The organism is Blautia sp. AF19-1 (assembly GCF_003479155.1).
In the GTDB taxonomy this organism is placed as follows: Bacteria; Bacillota; Clostridia; order Lachnospirales; family Lachnospiraceae; genus Fusicatenibacter; species Fusicatenibacter saccharivorans.
Map to the genome: position 1 here is coordinate 1 of NZ_QUGQ01000007.1, position 17,525 is coordinate 17,525.

At 47.9% G+C, this 17,525-nt stretch carries 14 protein-coding genes and 1 pseudogene; all 15 read right to left on the minus strand.

What is annotated here, in order from left to right; all coding sequences use genetic code 11:
• Positions 1 to 211: 211 nt before the first annotated feature.
• Positions 212 to 355, minus strand: a pseudogene (locus tag DWX26_RS06075) (transposase); the annotation flags it as partial.
• 63 nt (positions 356 to 418) lie between these two features.
• The gene (locus DWX26_RS06080; protein WP_117761409.1) at positions 419 to 2,494 is read right to left on the minus strand and encodes an efflux RND transporter permease subunit; all 2,076 of its coding nucleotides are present in this window, start codon (positions 2,492 to 2,494) and stop codon (positions 419 to 421) included.
• 227 nt (positions 2,495 to 2,721) lie between these two features.
• Positions 2,722 to 3,600, minus strand: coding sequence for a NifB/NifX family molybdenum-iron cluster-binding protein (locus tag DWX26_RS06085; RefSeq protein WP_118601068.1), 879 nt, complete (start codon positions 3,598 to 3,600; stop codon positions 2,722 to 2,724).
• A gap of 121 nt (positions 3,601 to 3,721) precedes the next feature.
• On the minus strand, positions 3,722 to 4,960 hold the full coding sequence (locus DWX26_RS06090) for an aminopeptidase P N-terminal domain-containing protein (protein ID WP_118601069.1): 1,239 nt from the start codon (positions 4,958 to 4,960) through the stop codon (positions 3,722 to 3,724).
• A gap of 119 nt (positions 4,961 to 5,079) precedes the next feature.
• On the minus strand, positions 5,080 to 6,339 hold the full coding sequence (locus tag DWX26_RS06095) for a S41 family peptidase (protein ID WP_118601070.1): 1,260 nt from the start codon (positions 6,337 to 6,339) through the stop codon (positions 5,080 to 5,082).
• Between the two features lie 83 nt (positions 6,340 to 6,422).
• Positions 6,423 to 7,337, minus strand: coding sequence for a permease-like cell division protein FtsX (gene ftsX, locus DWX26_RS06100; protein ID WP_022461639.1), 915 nt, complete (start codon positions 7,335 to 7,337; stop codon positions 6,423 to 6,425).
• A complete protein-coding gene (gene ftsE, locus DWX26_RS06105) occupies positions 7,327 to 8,010 on the minus strand; it encodes a cell division ATP-binding protein FtsE (protein WP_022461638.1) in 684 nt (227 codons plus the stop codon). The genes ftsX and ftsE overlap by 11 nt, the downstream gene beginning before the upstream one ends.
• Before the next feature lie 26 nt (positions 8,011 to 8,036).
• Positions 8,037 to 9,125: a PucR family transcriptional regulator gene (locus tag DWX26_RS06110; RefSeq protein ID WP_118595663.1), complete on the minus strand. Its 1,089-nt coding sequence runs from the start codon at positions 9,123 to 9,125 to the stop codon at positions 8,037 to 8,039.
• A gap of 185 nt (positions 9,126 to 9,310) precedes the next feature.
• A complete protein-coding gene (locus tag DWX26_RS06115) occupies positions 9,311 to 10,180 on the minus strand; it encodes a YitT family protein (protein WP_118601071.1) in 870 nt (289 codons plus the stop codon).
• Between the two features lie 5 nt (positions 10,181 to 10,185).
• Positions 10,186 to 10,872 (minus strand): WecB/TagA/CpsF family glycosyltransferase, encoded by a 687-nt coding sequence (locus DWX26_RS06120; protein WP_118601072.1) that lies wholly within the window; start codon positions 10,870 to 10,872, stop codon positions 10,186 to 10,188.
• Positions 10,873 to 11,254: 382 nt separating this feature from the next.
• On the minus strand, positions 11,255 to 13,369 hold the full coding sequence (locus tag DWX26_RS06125) for a glutamine synthetase III family protein (protein ID WP_117813025.1): 2,115 nt from the start codon (positions 13,367 to 13,369) through the stop codon (positions 11,255 to 11,257).
• 415 nt (positions 13,370 to 13,784) lie between these two features.
• Positions 13,785 to 14,648, minus strand: coding sequence for a class II fructose-1,6-bisphosphate aldolase (gene fba / locus DWX26_RS06130; protein ID WP_022461579.1), 864 nt, complete (start codon positions 14,646 to 14,648; stop codon positions 13,785 to 13,787).
• Positions 14,649 to 14,827: 179 nt separating this feature from the next.
• Positions 14,828 to 15,727 (minus strand): diacylglycerol/lipid kinase family protein, encoded by a 900-nt coding sequence (locus DWX26_RS06135; protein WP_022461578.1) that lies wholly within the window; start codon positions 15,725 to 15,727, stop codon positions 14,828 to 14,830.
• A 186-nt stretch (positions 15,728 to 15,913) separates the two neighbouring features.
• Positions 15,914 to 16,450, minus strand: a complete 537-nt coding sequence (locus tag DWX26_RS06140; RefSeq protein WP_022461577.1) for a bL17 family ribosomal protein — start codon at positions 16,448 to 16,450, stop codon at positions 15,914 to 15,916.
• 104 nt (positions 16,451 to 16,554) lie between these two features.
• Positions 16,555 to 17,517, minus strand: a complete 963-nt coding sequence (locus tag DWX26_RS06145) for a DNA-directed RNA polymerase subunit alpha (RefSeq protein ID WP_117510475.1) — start codon at positions 17,515 to 17,517, stop codon at positions 16,555 to 16,557.
• Positions 17,518 to 17,525: the final 8 nt, after the last annotated feature.

Here is a 17,525-nt window from a genome sequence, read left to right on the forward strand (position 1 = left end):
TTGCGCGTCTAACTCATCACTGAAGTAACGAGAATGCGACGCGCAGTTTTCAATAAACGCCAGGATATCATCCAGTGATCTGTCACTATGAGAATACGCTTCATAAAGAGTAGTTTTTATCTTTTCAGATTTTCCGTATTATCCTTCTTCTTTTCCGGTATACTTCTTCCATTTGACACTCCCCACAGCAAGGGGTTTTACGACGCATTGGATAAGCAGCAAGCTTTCGGATCACGCCATTATCCCTTACAGAATAATGGATTGCATCGATGTAGAGAATAGGATAGACCTCGTCCAGTGGCCGGTTTTGCCAGTCTTCAATCTATGGCAGGATCTTATCCGTCACATCAGAAATTTGAACGCAAAGCAAAAAATTCCCCCGCACCAGCTACTTCCGGTACAGGGGATTTGTCATACTTTATTTTGTTTTCTTCTTTAAAAATCCAATCGATGTCTTACAGATCAGTTTATCGAAAATCATAAACATTGCCGGCAGAATCAGGATAACAACGACCATACTGATGATCGCGCCCCGCGCAAGCAGGGTACAGATGGAACCGATCATCTCAACCTGAGAGTAGCAGGCTACACCGAAGGTTGCGGCAAAGAAACTCAGGCCACTGCTGATGATGGACGGCATACTGGTCTTATGCGCAATACTGATAGCTTCTTTTTTGTCTTTTCCATTCTGGCGCTCTTTCTGATAACGGGTTGTCATCAGGATAGCGTAGTCCACGGTTGCACCGAGCTGAATCGCTCCGATTACGATGCTGGCCACGAATGGAAGGCTGGTTCCCTGATAATACGGGATTGCCATATTCAGCATAATTGCAAACTCGATGACTGCTACCAGAATAATCGGCAGAGAAATCGATTTGAAGATCAGCAGAATGATGATAAAGATTGCACCAATGGAAAGCACGTTTACGTTGACAAGGTCAGCATCGGTAACATCCTGCAGGTCTTTCATCAACGGTGCTTCACCGATGACCATTCCATCTTTATCGTAGGATTTTACGATTTTGTCAATCGCTTTGACCTGTTCGTTTACTTCATCTGTTGCGGACTCATATTCAGAGCTCACAAATGCAAGCTCATACTCATCGCTCTGCAGCATGCTTCGGAGATTTTCCGGGATCATGGATTCCGGAATGGTCGGGCCGAGCAGGGAGCCCATGCTGATGGTTGATTTGACACCTTTTACCTTGCCGATCTCATCCATCATTTTCTTTTTCTGTTTGGAGTCCATATCGCGGTCCATCATGACGATGTGCATGTTGCTGACGTTGAACTGCGCTTTTACTTCATCGTTTGCCACGTTACAGTCCAGGGTAGATGGAAGGGAACGTGCGATGTTGTAATAAATCTGGGTATGATTATTTCCGTAGATCGACGGGAACAGCAGAACCAGGAAGATCACAACCCATACTTTATAATGTTTGGTGATAAAGGCGGACGGTTTATCCAGGCTTTTTACCAGCGGTTTGTGTCTCGTTTTCTCAATTGCCTTGTCAAATACCAGAACCATGGCCGGCAGGACGGTGACACAGCAGACAACGCCGATCAAAACACCTTTTGCCATAACGATACCAAGGTCGCGGCCAAGGGCAAAGGTCATAACACACAGTGCCAGGAAACCGGCTACGGTGGTAACGGAGCTTCCGGCTACGGATTTGAACGTGTTGGCGATTGCATGGCCCATCGCACGCTCTTTGTCATCCGGGAAACGCTTTTTATTCTCCTCGAAGCTGTTCAGCAGGAAGATGGAGTAGTCCATCGTAACACCAAGCTGCAGCACGGCGGTCAGCGCTTTTGTGATGTAGGAAGTCTCACCAAGGAACACGTTGCTTCCCAGGTTGTAAAGGATTGCAAGTCCGATACTTAACAGGAACAGGATCGGAACAACGAAGGAAGTCGATGTCAGCTCGATGACAACGAGGCTCAAAACTGCGGCGATGACAACGTAAACCGGCAGCTCTTTTAATGCTACGTTTTTGATATCGGTAACAACACCGGTCATACCGCCGATGAAGCACTGCTCGTTCGCAATTTTACGAAGATCCTCGATTGCCTCCATGGAGTCATCGGAAGAAGTCGTATTGTCGAACAGAACGAGCATCATGGTTGCATCCCCATTGTAGAATGCTTTCCGGAGTTTTTCCGGGATCATCTCAACCGGCACGCTGATGTCTGCCACATCGTCATACCATAAAACTTCTTTTACGTGGTTTACCTGCTCGAATTTTTCTTCGAGTTTCTGTACGTCCTTCATTTCCATATTTTCCACGACAACCATGGAGAACGCACCCATGCCGTATTCATCTACCAGAATGTCCTGTCCTTTTACAGTTTCCAGATGCTCCGGCAGATAGCTGAGCAGATCATAGTTTACTTTCGTTGCTGCCATTCCGATGACTGACGGAATAATCAGCAGAAATCCAATGATCAGCATCAGAATCCTGTGCTTGGCAATCCATTTGCCAACTTTAACCATTTTCATTCATCTCCTCTGATTCATTTTTAACTTGTTTTTCTAGTACCACATCTTACAACTTAAATGACTATTAGTCAATATTTGAAATGGTGAAAAATGAATTTTGGTCATTTTTTGTTTACTTTTACAAAAAATAGGGAAAATCAGAAATCGGAATCGTTGAATTTTTCGTGCGTCAAAAAAGAGTGCTGAACCTCTTCGTTTCAGCACTCTTTTTTTCATGTTTTTTATTCCACTTCTACCAGCTCAATTTCGAAATTCAGCTCTTTTCCAGCCATCTCGTGGTTGGCATCGAACGTAATATTGGTCTCATCTTTTGCAGTAACCTTGACCGGGAATGGCTGGCCGTACTGGTTCTGCAGATAAACCTGCTGTCCGACCTCTACTTCCTCTGCTCCCGGGAGCTGCGCAATCGCAACGGTAAAAATTGCATTCGGATCCGGCATTCCGTAAGCCTCCTCCGGCATCAGATGAATCTTAACCTTTTCACCGACCTCCATATTGGCAACGGCTGCATCAAAGCCGCGGATCATCTGTCCGACACCGCAGATAAAGGCAAGCGGTTCCCCGCGATCGTAAGAAGAATCAAACTGGCTTCCGTCATTAAAGGTTCCTCTGTAATGGGTACGGCAGGTTTTTCCGACATTCTTTCCTTCCATAATCGGTGTCGGCGCTCCACATCCGCCGCCGCAGCTTCCGCAGGAACCACCACAGGAGCTTTTCTCGTCATCGTGGCTTCCACAGTGATCCCCGCAGGAATGACCTTCCTCGTGATCATGATGATCACACGTTGCACCTGCAGATGTAAGGGTTCCATTTAAGTAAGCTTCAACTGCTGCGTCCACATCTCCTTCCGCTCCGGAGCAGAGCTCCACGCCTGCCTCGGCAAGTGCCGCCTGTGCTCCGCCGCCAATGCCGCCGCAGATCAGGACATTCACGCCCTGGTCAGAAAGAAGGCCTGCCAGTGCTCCGTGACCGGTTCCGTTTGATCCGATCACTTCGCTGGAAACCACTTTATTGTCTTCTACTTCATAAACTTTAAAGTTCTCTGTTTTTCCAAAGTGCTGGAAAATATTCCCGTTATCGTATGTGACTGCAATTTTCATCTTGTTTTCTCCTTTTCATCTGTTCCTGACCTTTTCCTGCTTTTCCGGAAAATTTTCAGGATTTTTTGCGCCTCTTTTCTTTGGGCTTTGTTTCGGTTTGGCATCTTCCGATGTCATTTTTTTACTTTTCCTGCATAAACGCTTCAATCTGATCCGGATCACGCATCACGGCTTCAGAGAGAACCTCGCTGCCGTTTTCTGTAATCAGAATATCGTCCTCAATCCGGATACCGATTTCCCATTCGTCAATATACAAACCAGGCTCGTCGGTAATAATGGCACCCGGACGCAGCTTATCATTCCATGCCGCGGTCACATCGTGTACATCAATGCCGAGGTGATGGGAAACGCCGTGCATGTAATAGGTTCCGACATCCTCTTTCTTCTCGATCAGGCCAAGTTTCACACAGCCCTCGCCGAGAACATCCTTTGCGATATCGTCGAGCTCTTTTAATGTCATACCCGGTTTTGCTGCTTTTGCAACGGCGCGGTTTGCTGCCAGAACAACGTCGTAAACCTGTCTCTGACGGTCCGTATATTTTCCGTTGACTGGATACGTTCTGGTGATATCTGCGCAGTAGCCCTGGAATTTTGCTCCGAGGTCCATCAGAAGCAGGGTCTCATCCTCGCACACGTCACGGTTGGTGTCGTAGTGCAGCATCGTTCCGTTTGCACCGCTTCCTGCGATCGTCGGGAATGCGGTTCCGTCTGCTCCCTCGTGGAAAATCTTGTACTCGAAATCAGCCTGTGCCTGATACTCGGTGCAGCCCGGTTTCAGATTCTTCATCACGAATTTCAGCGCGTCGTCGGTGATCTTGATTGCCTGGCGGACGAGAGCGATCTCATCCTCATCTTTCTGCATCCGCAGTGCTGCGATGACAGGAGCAATGTTTTTAATCGGTCTGCCTGGAAATTTCTTTGCGAACTCCTCTGCCTTTACCATGTTGTAATCCGGCAGATCCTCGACCTGATAGCGGTAGCAGTCGAAATACAGGGTTCCGATGTCCTCGCGTGCCATCAGACGGTTTACCATGCCCTCAAAGGAATCCAGGAAACGAACGTCATCGATTCCGGTGATCTCCTGTGCCTCAGATACGGTTACTTTTCTTCCAAACCATCTCTCCTGGTTCAGATCCGCTTCCTCGATAAACAGAATGGATTTCTCCTCTTTTGCGGTCTTTTTCATCATCAGGATCATGTGATCTCTGCGAAGGCCGGTCAGATAGAAAAAGTTGCGGTTTGCTTCAAACGGCAGATATTCGTCTGCGCTGACATGCAGCTCGATTCCAGAAAACAAAAGCAGTGCGGAATCCTGGTCCATTTTATCAAAAACCTGTTTTCTTCTTTCTGTAAAGTTCATCTGTCTTTCCTCACTTTCTTTTAGAGCCTGCCAAGATCTGTTTTCGGCTCCTCTACTAAGATAACACGTTCGTGCTTTTTTTCCTACCTTTTTCCTGCTTTTCTGTAAAAATTCTTATTTTATTCCGCACTTTCCAGTCCTTTGACAACTTCCAACGCTTTTTCGAGCTGCACATCGCTCGTCGCGTCATCCGGCAGCTCCACCTCGACATCCGGCGTAATGCCGACCTTGTGGATGTCGTTTCCGAGCGGCGTGTAATAATGGGCAATCGTCAGTTTCACCACGCTGCCGTCCGAGAGCTGGAATGTATTCTGGACAATGCCTTTTCCGAATGTCGTCGTTCCGACAATCGTTCCGATGCCGTAATCTTTGACTGCTCCCGTGAAGATTTCTGCCGCACTTGCCGTATTTTCATTGACCAGCACGACGAGTGGAATCGAGATCGGGGTATCGCCGTCGCAGGTATACTCTTCCCGTTTTCCATTTTTATCCTCGGTATACACGATGAGTCCCTCCGGCAGGATCTGGCGCAGGGTGTCGCAGACTGCCGTCACGAGGCCGCCCGGATTGCCGCGCAGATCGATGATCAGGCGCTCCATGCCCTGATCCTGCAGTGACTGGTATGCTTTCTGGAACTGCTCGGAGGTAAGCCCTGTAAACTCGCTGATGGCCAGATAGCCGATCTTGTCGTCCAGCATTTTACCGTCTGCCACAATCGCCGCAAGCTTCTCTTTTTTGACTTCCGTTTCAATCAGATCCGCCTCGCCTTCCCGCTCGATGGAAAGCGTCACGGTATCGTTCTCGCTGTTTTTCAGAAGACCGAGCGCATCGTTGAGGCTTAAGCCTTCGAGTGTCTGCCCGTCAATCTTCACAATGCGGTCATCCGCCTGAATACCGGCCTTCGCCGCCGGGGTATCGTCCTGTACGCCGGTGACCTGCAGCTTATCGCCGTCCAGCGTCACCGTAACACCGATACCCTGATAGTAGCCCTCCTGCGCTGTCTTGATCGCTTCGTATTCCTCTTTCGTGTAATACGTAGAATACTTGTCGCCGAGGCCGCTGATCATCCCTTTATACATCGCATCCGACAGCTCTGTGTCATCCACATCGCCCGCGTAAAGCTGGCTGATCATCGCTTTGATCGCCGCCGTCTTCCGCCACGACCAGAAGCCGCCGGGGTGGTCCGCACTGCTTCCCGGCCAAAGAAACGTTGTTCCGACAAGCACGATCATTACAAGCGCCAGCATGGAAATCATGCCCGCAAAGTAGCTCTTCCGCATCTCATTTTTTCGGTTTTTCTTTCTGTTTCTGCGCTTTTTCGGTTTTTCCTGCTCTGCCGCTTTTACGCCCTCTTTTTCTTCCTTCATCAGTTCTTCCAAAATATGCCTCCCAATCGAAAGATCCCGGAATCTTTTGACGGATTCCGGGACTTATTTTTACTTTATTATATTGTCTAATCCTATCAGACTTTCAAGTGTTTTCGAATCGTAAAGATACTGCCGACAAGTCCGATTCCCATACCGAGAATGAGTCCGACCGGAAGCAGAATCCGGAATACGGCCGATACCGGCATGAATGCCATAAAGTTCGACAGTACGCTGAACTCCGTCATAACGTAGCTGATGACTCTGTTGTATACAACGTACAGCAGCCCCAGCGGAATCGCTGCTCCGACGAGACCGATCAGGATACCCTCGATCAGGAACGGAGCCCTTACAAACAGGTTCGTCGCACCGATCAGCTTCATGATACCGATCTCCTCTTTCCGGACCGAAATACCGATCGTGACGGTATTGCTGATCAGGAAAACAGATACGGCAAGAAGAATCAGGATGATCGCGATGGAAACGTAGCCAATGACACGGTTCATCGTCGTCAACGTTGTTGTTGCACCCTCGGCCTGTTTAACCTCACGGACACCGTCCAGCGAGCGGATATACTCAGCCAGTGCATCCTGCGTCTCTACCTGGTATACGTAAACCTCGTAGTGAGCAGAAGTTGCGAGCGGGTTGTCGTTTGGCTTAAAGCCGTCCTTGTATTCCTCTTTTCCTTCGAAATACTGTTTTGCAAAGTTTTCCCACGTCTCATCCGCGGAAACATACTTACATTCCTTGACCACATCGGTCTTGGCCTTGATCTCCGTTCCGATCTCATCGATCGTCGCCTGATCCACATCTTCGTTGAAGAAGACGGTCATGGATACGTCTGTCTCGGCATTTTTTACGATGTAGTTAAAGTTGATGACAACCGCAAAGAAGATACCGAACAGAAAGATACAGGCTCCCATGGTTGCGATGGATGCCAGCGAGAACATCTTGTTTCTCCAGATGTTTTTGACACCCTGTTTGATGCTGTAGCCCAGTGTACTAAACCTCATGGTACTCGCCCTCCTTCTCATCGCTGACTACCACGCCTTTTCGCATGGTAATAACGCGTTTTTTCATGGAGTTGACGATCTCACGGTTGTGGGTTACCACAAGAACGGTCGTTCCTCTGTTGTTGATTTCCTCCAGGAGCTTCATAATCTCCATGGAGTTTCCCGGGTCCAGGTTTCCGGTCGGCTCGTCCGCCAGAAGAATGTCAGGCCGGTTGACAATGGCTCTTGCCACGGCAACTCGCTGCTGCTCTCCTCCGGAAAGCTCCTTCGGGAAGGATTTGTACTTCTCTGCCAGTCCGACCAGCGTCAGGACTTCCGGCACGCGCTTTTTAATGACGCGGTTCGGTTTCTCGATGACACGCTGTGCGAATGCTACGTTTTCATAGACATTCCGGTCTTTTAAAAGGCGGAAATCCTGGAATACGACGCCGACACCGCGGCGGTATTTCGGCACTCTCCAGCGTTTCATTTTATTTAAGATCTGTCCGTTTACCTTAATGGTGCCGGATGTGGGCTCGAGTTCTTTCAAAAGGAGCTTGATCAGCGTCGATTTTCCAGAACCGCTGTTTCCCACGATAAAGACGAATTCCCCCTTCTCGATGTGTAAGGATACGTTGTTGACGGCCGGCTGGCCTTTCGCGTAACTCTTACTTACACTATCCAATGTTATCATGCAATTCCTCCTTCAAGGGTTCTCGCTTAATAATCGAGCGTTTCCATGTATTTCATGTACTGCACAACCATAAGCGCAATCTTGAATGTGATCGCATCTTCAAAAACTCTAAGATCGAGTCCCGTGCTCTTCTGCAGCTTATCCAGCCGATAGACAAGGGTATTTCGGTGTATATAAAGCTGTCTCGAGGTTTCCGAGACATTCAGAGAATTTTCAAAGAATTTATTGATCGTTGTCAGTGTCTCTTCATCAAAGTCATCCGGCGATTTGTTGCCGAAAATCTCTTTGATGAACATTTTGCACAGTGGGATCGGAAGCTGGTAAATCAGACGGCCGATGCCCAGTGAGCTGTATGCATAGATATCATTCTCAGCGGAGAAAATTTTTCCGACGTCCATCGCCATTCTGGCTTCTTTATAGGAACGCGATACTTCTTTGATCTCCTTGACAATGGTACCGTAAGCAACGTGGGTTTTCCCCTCCTCATCTCTTCCTGCTGCTTCCAGAATGGTGGCTGCCACTTTGTTCATCTGGGCATAATCCTCACCTGGAGCAAGTTCTTTTACGATGATGATGTTTTTCTCATCGACGGCAGTGATAAAGTCACCGGATTTGGTACCGAGCAGACTCTTGACGCTTTCCAGCGCCCCGCTGTTCTTATCCGGATTTGTCTCAAGAATAAATACAAGGCGGCGTGCTTCCACTTCAATATGTAACTTCTTCGCCCTGTTGTAGATGTCGACCAGCAGCAGGTTGTCGAGCAGCAGGTTCTTGATAAAGTTGTCTTTATCGAAGCGCTCCTTGTAGGCGGTAAGGAGGCCCTGAATCTGGAAGGTAACCATTTTCCCGATCAGGTGAATGTCATCGTTTCCGCCTTTTACAACCAGAATGTACTCCAGCTGGTGTTCATCGTATACTTTAAAAAACTGATAATTTTTCATGGTCTGGGAATCTGCCTGAGACTGCGCAAACGTTACAATATCATTTTGGCTGATCTCAACCTCCGGAAAAGTTGTTACCAGAACTTTTCCTTCTATATCAGTCACGCAGAGTTCGACACGCGAAATGTTTTTGATTCCCTCAATGGTACTCTGTAAAATCTGATTTGAAATCATATTTTCTTCCCTCTTTCATCCTATAGTTTGTCTCCGGCTGCACCCGCTTTCATTGCCAGGCATATCCACACCCCCATGGTTCTGCTCCTGATGCAAAGTACCTCACAGATATACTTATTTTAATACAAAATAGACAAAAAAGGAAGAGAAAACACAACATTTATACCACAAAATACGTAAAAAGGTCAGGAGAAATCCGTCTGGAAGCCCTCTCCTAAGACCTCTCTTGCATCCGACACAACGACAAACGCGTCCGGATCGATCGTTCCTACGATCTGTTTGAGCTGCGGGATCTGTTTTTTGCCCACAACACAGAATACCATCATACGCTCTTCGCCCGTGTACATTCCCTTGATGTGGATGCCGGACGCGCCGCGGTCGAGTTCTTCCATGAGCTCATCGGCTACCTGCTCCGGATGCGCGGTAATGATAAACGCGGATTTCGCATAATTCATACCTTCCATCAGGGCATCCGTCATTTTCGTCGTCACGTAGATTGCCACGATCGCATAGAGCGAAGCGTGGATACCGAAGACAAAAATACCGGCGATGACGATGATTCCATCAAGCACCTGCATAACCTGTGCAACGGAATAGTGGCGCAGCTTTCTCTGGATCAGAGCCGCCATCATATCCGTTCCGCCCGTCGTACCGTTTCCGATGAAGACGAGGCCGATGCCTGCTCCCATCAGAACGCCGCCAAAAAGTGCGGAGAGCATCCTGTCATCCGGCACCAGCTGCAGAACCGGGAGAACGGCAAACCAGAACGTGTTCATCAGGGTTCCAAAAATGGTTTTCACAAGAAAATCACGGCTCATGCGGATTCCAAAAAGAAAGAGCGGAATGTTCAGCACAAGGTTCGTCACCCAGAGCGGAACTCCTTTTCCGAACAGCATCTGGCTCAGTTGTTTGATGACGATTGCAAGACCGGAAAATCCTCCGGTAACAAGCCCCGCCGGGTCGTAAATCGAGCTGGTCGCAACCGCCATGACCGCGGTTCCCAGCGTAATCAGCAGATAATCTCTCCACTGCTGTTTGTTCCGTATCCAGTTCATGAACTTCAACCGTCCTTTTCGCTGTTATATTTTGTTACCATCCACTTGAACGTATTCTTCTTTAGCAGAGTTCCCCACCAGCTCGTTTTTATACCGGCCTCGTTCTGCAGTGTTGAGTGTTCGCCAAGGCTCAGCCAGATTTTCGCGCTGATTTTGCTGCTGTTTTCCAGAACGAAACGATCCTGCCGCGTTCCCGCAAGGCCGCTCACAATCACGTCCGTCGTCTGGCTGTTGATCTCGTTGACCAGGCTGTCAAACGCGGATTCCTCCAGCGTCTCGACGACAGCACCGCCTCCGATCTCAATGCCGGGATACGTTTCTGTCAGATATTTCTGCAGTGTCTGCAGTTCTTCCCCAGTGTCGCCCAGTACGAAAATCCGGCTTTTTTTCTGAATCAGTCCCCAGAAAAAGCGTGCGATGAACTCGTTCGTCTCCACTTCCTCATAGGACGGCGTCTCCGGGTCGATTCCTGCTGCCTCCAGCACTTCGGTTTCCCCGATGACCGTCAGATCCAGATCTTCGATATACTGTTTCCACGTCGGTTCCTTGCTCGCCTGCATCAGCATCTGCATCGTCACAATCCCGATGGTGTTCAGCTTATCATTCGAGAGGTATTCCTCCACAATCTCCATCGCCGCATCAACGTGGTAATGTTTCAGCTTCACACCTAAAATTTCCAGTTCTGCATTCATAGTTCTGTATACTTCTGTTTTCCTTCGAAATCCAGAAGCGTTTCCTCCATGTTTTCCTGCCGTTTCTTCCGGCAGCGCTGTCCGCCCTTTTCTTCTGGCAACAGCTAATCCCCATTATACTAAAAAAAGAGGCTGTTGTCAAAAACAGCCTCTTTTTCTGCCCTGTTTTCACAGAATTTTTACAATTTAGCGGATCGTCTGCGGATTGTTTCAACTCACAGTCGGTATTTTCACGGAGTCTGACATGTCGAAAATAGTTCGACTGTGACTTGCCTCATGTCAGTGGAGGATACCGATTTCTCTCCGCCCGCCACTGCCGTTGTGTTTCTTTTAACAATTCATCCCACCGCTTTAGAAGTGGGAGACTTCTTGTCTACTAGGGTTAAACCTCAAACATCAGATCGCCGTAGGACGGCATCGGCCACATCTCTTTGTCTACGATCATTTCCAGTTTGTCAACCGGTGCACGGAGTGCCTCCATAGCCGGAGCAACTTTCTCGTAGTAGTATTTTGCTTTTGCTTCGCCGTCTTCCATCTCGCATCCTGCATTCTCGATTGCGATCAGCTCGTCGAGTGCTTTCTGGGTCTCCTCAAGCAGTGCACTTGTCTCGTTCAGCAGATTCTTCTGTACACCAACTGCCGTAACACCTGCTGCGGTGATGGTGTTGATGGATCCAGCCAGGGAAGTCGCATATTTGATGACTGCCGGGATGATCTGTTTGCTTGCCATGTCGATCATGGTCTTTGCTTCGATGTTGATGGTCTTTGCATAGTTCTCGAATTTAACTTCTGCACGGGATACCAGCTCTGCCTCGGTGAATACTTTGAAATCGCCGAACAGTTTGATTGCGGTATCAGTGGTCAGTGCCGGGATTGCGTACACCATGGATTTGATGTTCGGAAGTCCTCTTCTCTCTGCCTCAGCTAACCACTCATCTGCATATCCGTCGCCATTGAAGATGATTCTCTGATGCTCACTTAAGTTCTTCTTGATCAGATCATGGACAGCGTCCTCAAAGTTTTCAGCGCCTTCCAGTACATCGCATGCATCGCGGAATGCTTCTGCAACGATGGTGTTCAGTACGATGTTCGGAGCTGCAACGGAGTCACGGGAACCAACCATACGGAACTCGAATTTGTTTCCGGTGAAGGCGAACGGTGAGGTTCTGTTACGGTCGGTAGCGTCTTTCTTGAGATCCGGAAGCGTCTTAACACCAGTCTCCAGAACGCCCTCTTTTTTACTCTTGGTTGCATTTCCGGTGCTGATCAGCTGCTCAACAACGTCCTCCAGCTGCTCGCCAAGGAATACGGAAATGATGGCCGGCGGCGCCTCGTTGGCTCCCAGTCTGTGATCGTTTCCTGGATCGGCTGCGGACTCACGGAGCAGATCTGCGTGAACATCAACAGCTTTCAGGACGCAGCTTAACACAAGCAGGAACTGAATGTTCTCGTGCGGTGTTTTGCCCGGCTCAAGAAGGTTGATGCCGTCATCTGTGGTGATGGACCAGTTGTTATGTTTTCCGGAACCGTTGACACCTGCGAACGGTTTCTCATGCAGCAGGCATTTCAGTCCGTGCTGGCATGCAACTCTCTTTAAGGTCTGCATTACGAGCTGGTTGTTGTCGACTGCTACGTTTGCCTCGGAATAGATGGAAGCCAGCTCATGCTGTGCCGGTGCAACCTCATTGTGCTGTGTCTTTGCGGTAACGCCCATCTTCCACAGCTCAATGTTGACCTCCTTCATAAAGGAAGCAATTCTCTGACGGATGGTTCCGAAATAGTGATCGTCCATCTCCTGTCCTTTTGGAGGCATTGCGCCGAACAGGGTACGGCCGGTGTAGATCAGGTCTTTTCTCTGCAGGAATTTCTCTGCATCTACCAGGAAGTATTCCTGCTCCGGTCCTACGGAAGGAGTTACTTTCTTGGAAGTGGTGTTTCCGAACAGTTTTAACAGACGCAGGGACTGTACATTCAGAGCTTCCATGGAACGAAGAAGCGGTGTTTTCTGGTCAAGCGCCTCTCCTGTGTAGGAGCAGAATGCAGTCGGAATGCAGAGGGTTGCGCCTGCTGCGTCCTGACGAACGAAAGCCGGTGAGGTGCAGTCCCATGCTGTATATCCTCTTGCCTCAAAGGTAGCACGCAGTCCACCGGACGGGAAAGAAGATGCATCCGGCTCGCCTTTGATCAGCTCTTTACCGGAGAAGCTCATCAGTACTTTGCCGTTCGGCATCGGTGCTGTGATAAAAGAATCGTGCTTTTCTGCAGTTGTACCAGTCAGCGGCTGGAACCAGTGTGTATAGTGTGTTGCTCCTTTTTCAATTGCCCATTCTTTCATCTCATGTGCAATCGTATCTGCAGTAGCAAGATCCAGCTCACCGCCTTCTTCGATGATCTTTTTCAGCTTCTTGTAAACATTTTTTGGAAGACGTTCCTGCATTACAGTGTCATTGAATACATTTTCGCCAAAGATTTTGGCCGGATTTACATATTCTCCCATTTTCTTTCTTCCTTTCCATTTGTGAATTTTGCGATGCGACCTTCCCGCCGGATTCTAAAAAGATCCTAATACAAGAAAAAGGAGTTCTCAAAAAGGTAGCTAAAAAAGCTATATTTTTTGTAGAACGCCCTTGTTTTACATTCGCATATGGATTTGATTTCCAACTGATACTAAAATAACTCAAAAACCCCAAAAACGCAAGTGCTTTTTTGAACTCAGTCCCTTTTTCGTATTATTTTACAAAACTTTCCTAATTCAGGCGAAAAAATTAGCGGATTCGATGAAAGCTTTCGCGGCAGTCGTCAAGGTCTCGTACAAGCACGGACTTTGACTCGTTGCTCGCGAAAAAAAATACTGTGCGGACCCTGAGGAGGAAGTCCCCCAGGAATCCTGCACAGCATTTTCGTGCTTAAACTCAGGCTTTGTTTGCAGAACCGAACAGTTCGATTTTCTCTCTTACAGTAGCTTTGATAGCTTCTGCGCCCGGAGCAAGCAGTTTACGAGGATCAAATCCTTTACCCTGCTGATCTTTGCCCTCTTCGATGTATTTACGGGTAGCTGCTGCGAATGCAAGCTGGCACTCTGTATTTACATTGATTTTGGAAACGCCAAGGTCAATGGCTTTCTTGATCATGTCATCCGGGATACCTGTACCACCGTGAAGAACGAGCGGCATAGTTCCTGTCAGCTCCTGTACAGCTGCCAGAGTCTCAAAGCTCAGTCCCTGCCAGTTAGCCGGGTATACACCGTGGATATTGCCGATACCTGCTGCAAGCATATCTACACCGAGGTCTGCAATCATCTTGCACTCGTTTGGATCAGCGCATTCGCCCATACCTACAACACCATCTTCTTCTCCACCGATAGAACCAACTTCTGCTTCCAGAGACATTCCTTTCTCTTTGCAAACAGCTACCAGTTCTTTTGTTTTTGCAACGTTCTCTTCGATCGGATAATGAGATCCGTCAAACATGATGGATGAGAAACCTGCTTCGATGCATTTGTAGCATCCTTCGTAGGTTCCGTGGTCCAGATGCAGAGCAACCGGAACAGTGATGTTCAGTTCTTCGATCATAGCTTTTACCATAGCAGCTACAGTTTTGAAACCTGTCATGTATTTTCCTGCACCCTCAGATACACCAAGGATAACTGGAGAATTCATCTCCTGTGCGGTAAGAAGGATGGATTTTGTCCACTCCAGGTTGTTGATGTTAAACTGACCAACTGCATAGTGGCCAGCTTTTGCTTTGTCCAACATTTCTTTTGCTGATACTAACATAGCTCAAATGACCTCCTGTGTCTGTAATTGTGCCGTGTACCGTTTTCAGGCTTACGGCATACTTGTTACTTTCATAACTGGTTTTATTATACAACATCTTTCTGCAAATGCCAAATGGTTTTCGTAGCGAAATCCATTTTTTTGCACTTTTTTGTGAAAAACTTATCAAAAAGCCGTGCCTACTTATTGTTCAGAACCAGTTCCATGGCATGTTTGCGCGCTTCGATGCAGACATAGCCGTGATCTCCGCCGTATTCGCCGTCCAGAGTCCAGGAAATCTCCTGGTTGGACTCGATGATGATGCGGTCGGTCTTGAACGAATCGATGAGGTCTGTGTGATCCTCCTGCATCAGCAGGGACGCAATGATCTCATTCAGTTCCAGCGGGTTTTTCGGGCGTTTGATCAGGGTTACCTCGAAGAGTCCGTCATCCAGGCGTACATCCTGTCCCGGCAGGTTTTTGAAGCCGCCGACGGACTTGGCATTCGTCACCATACCGTAGATATACTCTCCCTCAAAGGTTTCCCCGTTTGCCTCGACTTTAATCCAGTACGTCGGCACATTCCAGATCCGTTTGGATCCCTCCAGCAGGTATGCCAGATGGCCGAGAATGTTTTTCATGTGCTGGTCTGTCTCATAGGAAACATCCGTGAAAAGGCCGAATGCAGCGATGTAGACAAAGCTGTCGTTGTTGAACGCTCCCACATCACAGGAATACAGGTTTCCCTCGATGATATCCTTTGCCGCCTGTACCATATCTTTCGAAATAGAAAGACTGTTTGCAAAGTCATTGGTGCTTCCGGCCGGAATATAACCGATCGGAACGCGCTGATCCACTTCCATCAGACCGCTGACAACTTCATCCAGTGTTCCGTCGCCCCCGCTGCAGACAACGAGATCCACCTGCGGCGCAAGCTCCTTTGTCTTTTCGAAACCATCTCCGACTGCCTGCGTCGGGTGGACAATGACTTCATATCCGCCTTTTACAAAAACATCGATAATTTCAAACAGTTTACTTTTAATCTGTGCTTTTCCGGAAAACGGATTAAAAATAAACAACATTTTTTTCTTGCTCTCCATGCAAATGCTCTCCTTTGTATCCCATTTTAGCTGTTCTGTATTCTGTATTGTACCTTATTCGCAAAGCAGATGCAACCCCGTACATTGCCACAATTTCGCAATTGTGTCATATAAAATATGATATACAACAAAACAGGAGCCACCTACTAAGAGGCAGCCCCTGCGAATTTCAAAACTATTTACAGATTAAACCAGCTCGATTACAACTTCCATAGCTGCATCACCTTTACGCGGTCCGATCTTGATGATACGGGTATATCCGCCGTTACGGTCTGCATATTTCGGAGCGATCTCATCGAACATTTTCTGTGGCATATCGATGGACTTGGTGTTTTTCTTGCGTCCTGCTGCTTCGGTCGGAACCTCTGTTACAGGATAGAAGAAGCTTGCCATCTGACGTCTAGCGTGAAGTCTGGACGGAAGATCTTTTTTGATCTCTTTCTGAACTTCATCGTATACGGTAACTTTTTTGCCGTCTTTTACTTCTTTCACACGTTTGCCATCAGCATCTTTGCGAGCTACTTTAGCAGTAACGGTAACGGTCTCAAAGTTATCTTTCTCTTTTACAGCCAGTGCGATCATGCTTTCAGCGATCTTGCGGATCTCTTTCGCTTTGGTCTCAGTGGTAACGATTTTTCCGTGATACAGAAGGTTGGTTACCTGGTTTCTTAATAATGCTTTTCTCTGGTCAGATGTTCTGCCAAGTTTTCTATATTTTGCCATTTTAAATTTTCCTCCATTTGTGGAACCCGCAAGTCATGCTGCCTCGGACTTACTGACAGGGGGTTTTCGTCTACAAATCAAACGGAAAGATAAATCGCTGTGATTTATTCTCCGTCCCCAGGACTCAGTGACAGTCCCAGTTCTTTCAGCTTTGCAAGTACCTCTTCCAGAGACTTGCGGCCCAGGTTACGAACCTTCATCATGTCTTCGGAAGTTTTGTTGCACAGCTCTTCTACGGTATTGATACCGGCACGTTTCAAGCAGTTATAGGAACGCACGGAAAGCTCAAGCTCGTCGATGTTCATCTCCAGAACTTTCTCTTTCTCATTGTCCTCTTTCTCGATCATAACTTCTGCTGTCTTCGCATTCTCAGACAGATCGATGAAGAGTTTCAGATGCTCGCTTAAAACCTTAGCTGCCAGGCTGACTGCCTCGTCCGGATCCAGTGTTCCTCTGGTGTAAACATCCAGTGTCAGTTTATCGTAATCGGTAATCTGACCTACACGGGTGTTCTCCACTTTGAGGTTTACACGCTCAACCGGTGTATAGATAGCATCCACAGCGAGAACGCCGATCGGCATGTCATCGCTCTTGCCTTTGTCAGCACTGATATAACCGCGGCCTTTTGTGATCGTCAGCTCCATGTACAGCTTGCTGTCCGGGCCGCCGTTCAGGGTTGCGATTACCTGATCCGGATTCATGATCTCAATATCCTGATCTACCTGAATATCGGATGCTCTTACAACTCCCTCGCCCTCGAACTCAATATAAGCAACTTTTGCTTCGTTGGTTACGCTGTTATTGCGGATTGCAAGGCTCTTCAGGTTCATGATGATTTCTGTAACGTCTTCTTTTACTCCAGGGATGGAGCTGAATTCATGAAGAACGCCCTCGATTTTAACCTGGCTTACTGCTGCTCCAGGGAGGGAAGAAAGCATAATTCTGCGAAGAGAATTACCTAATGTGATACCGTAGCCTCTTTCCAGAGGTTCAACCACAAATCTGCCGTACTTCTTGTCATCAGAAATCTCAGTAATTTCAATTTTCGGTTTGTTAAAATCAAACACTCGAAAGC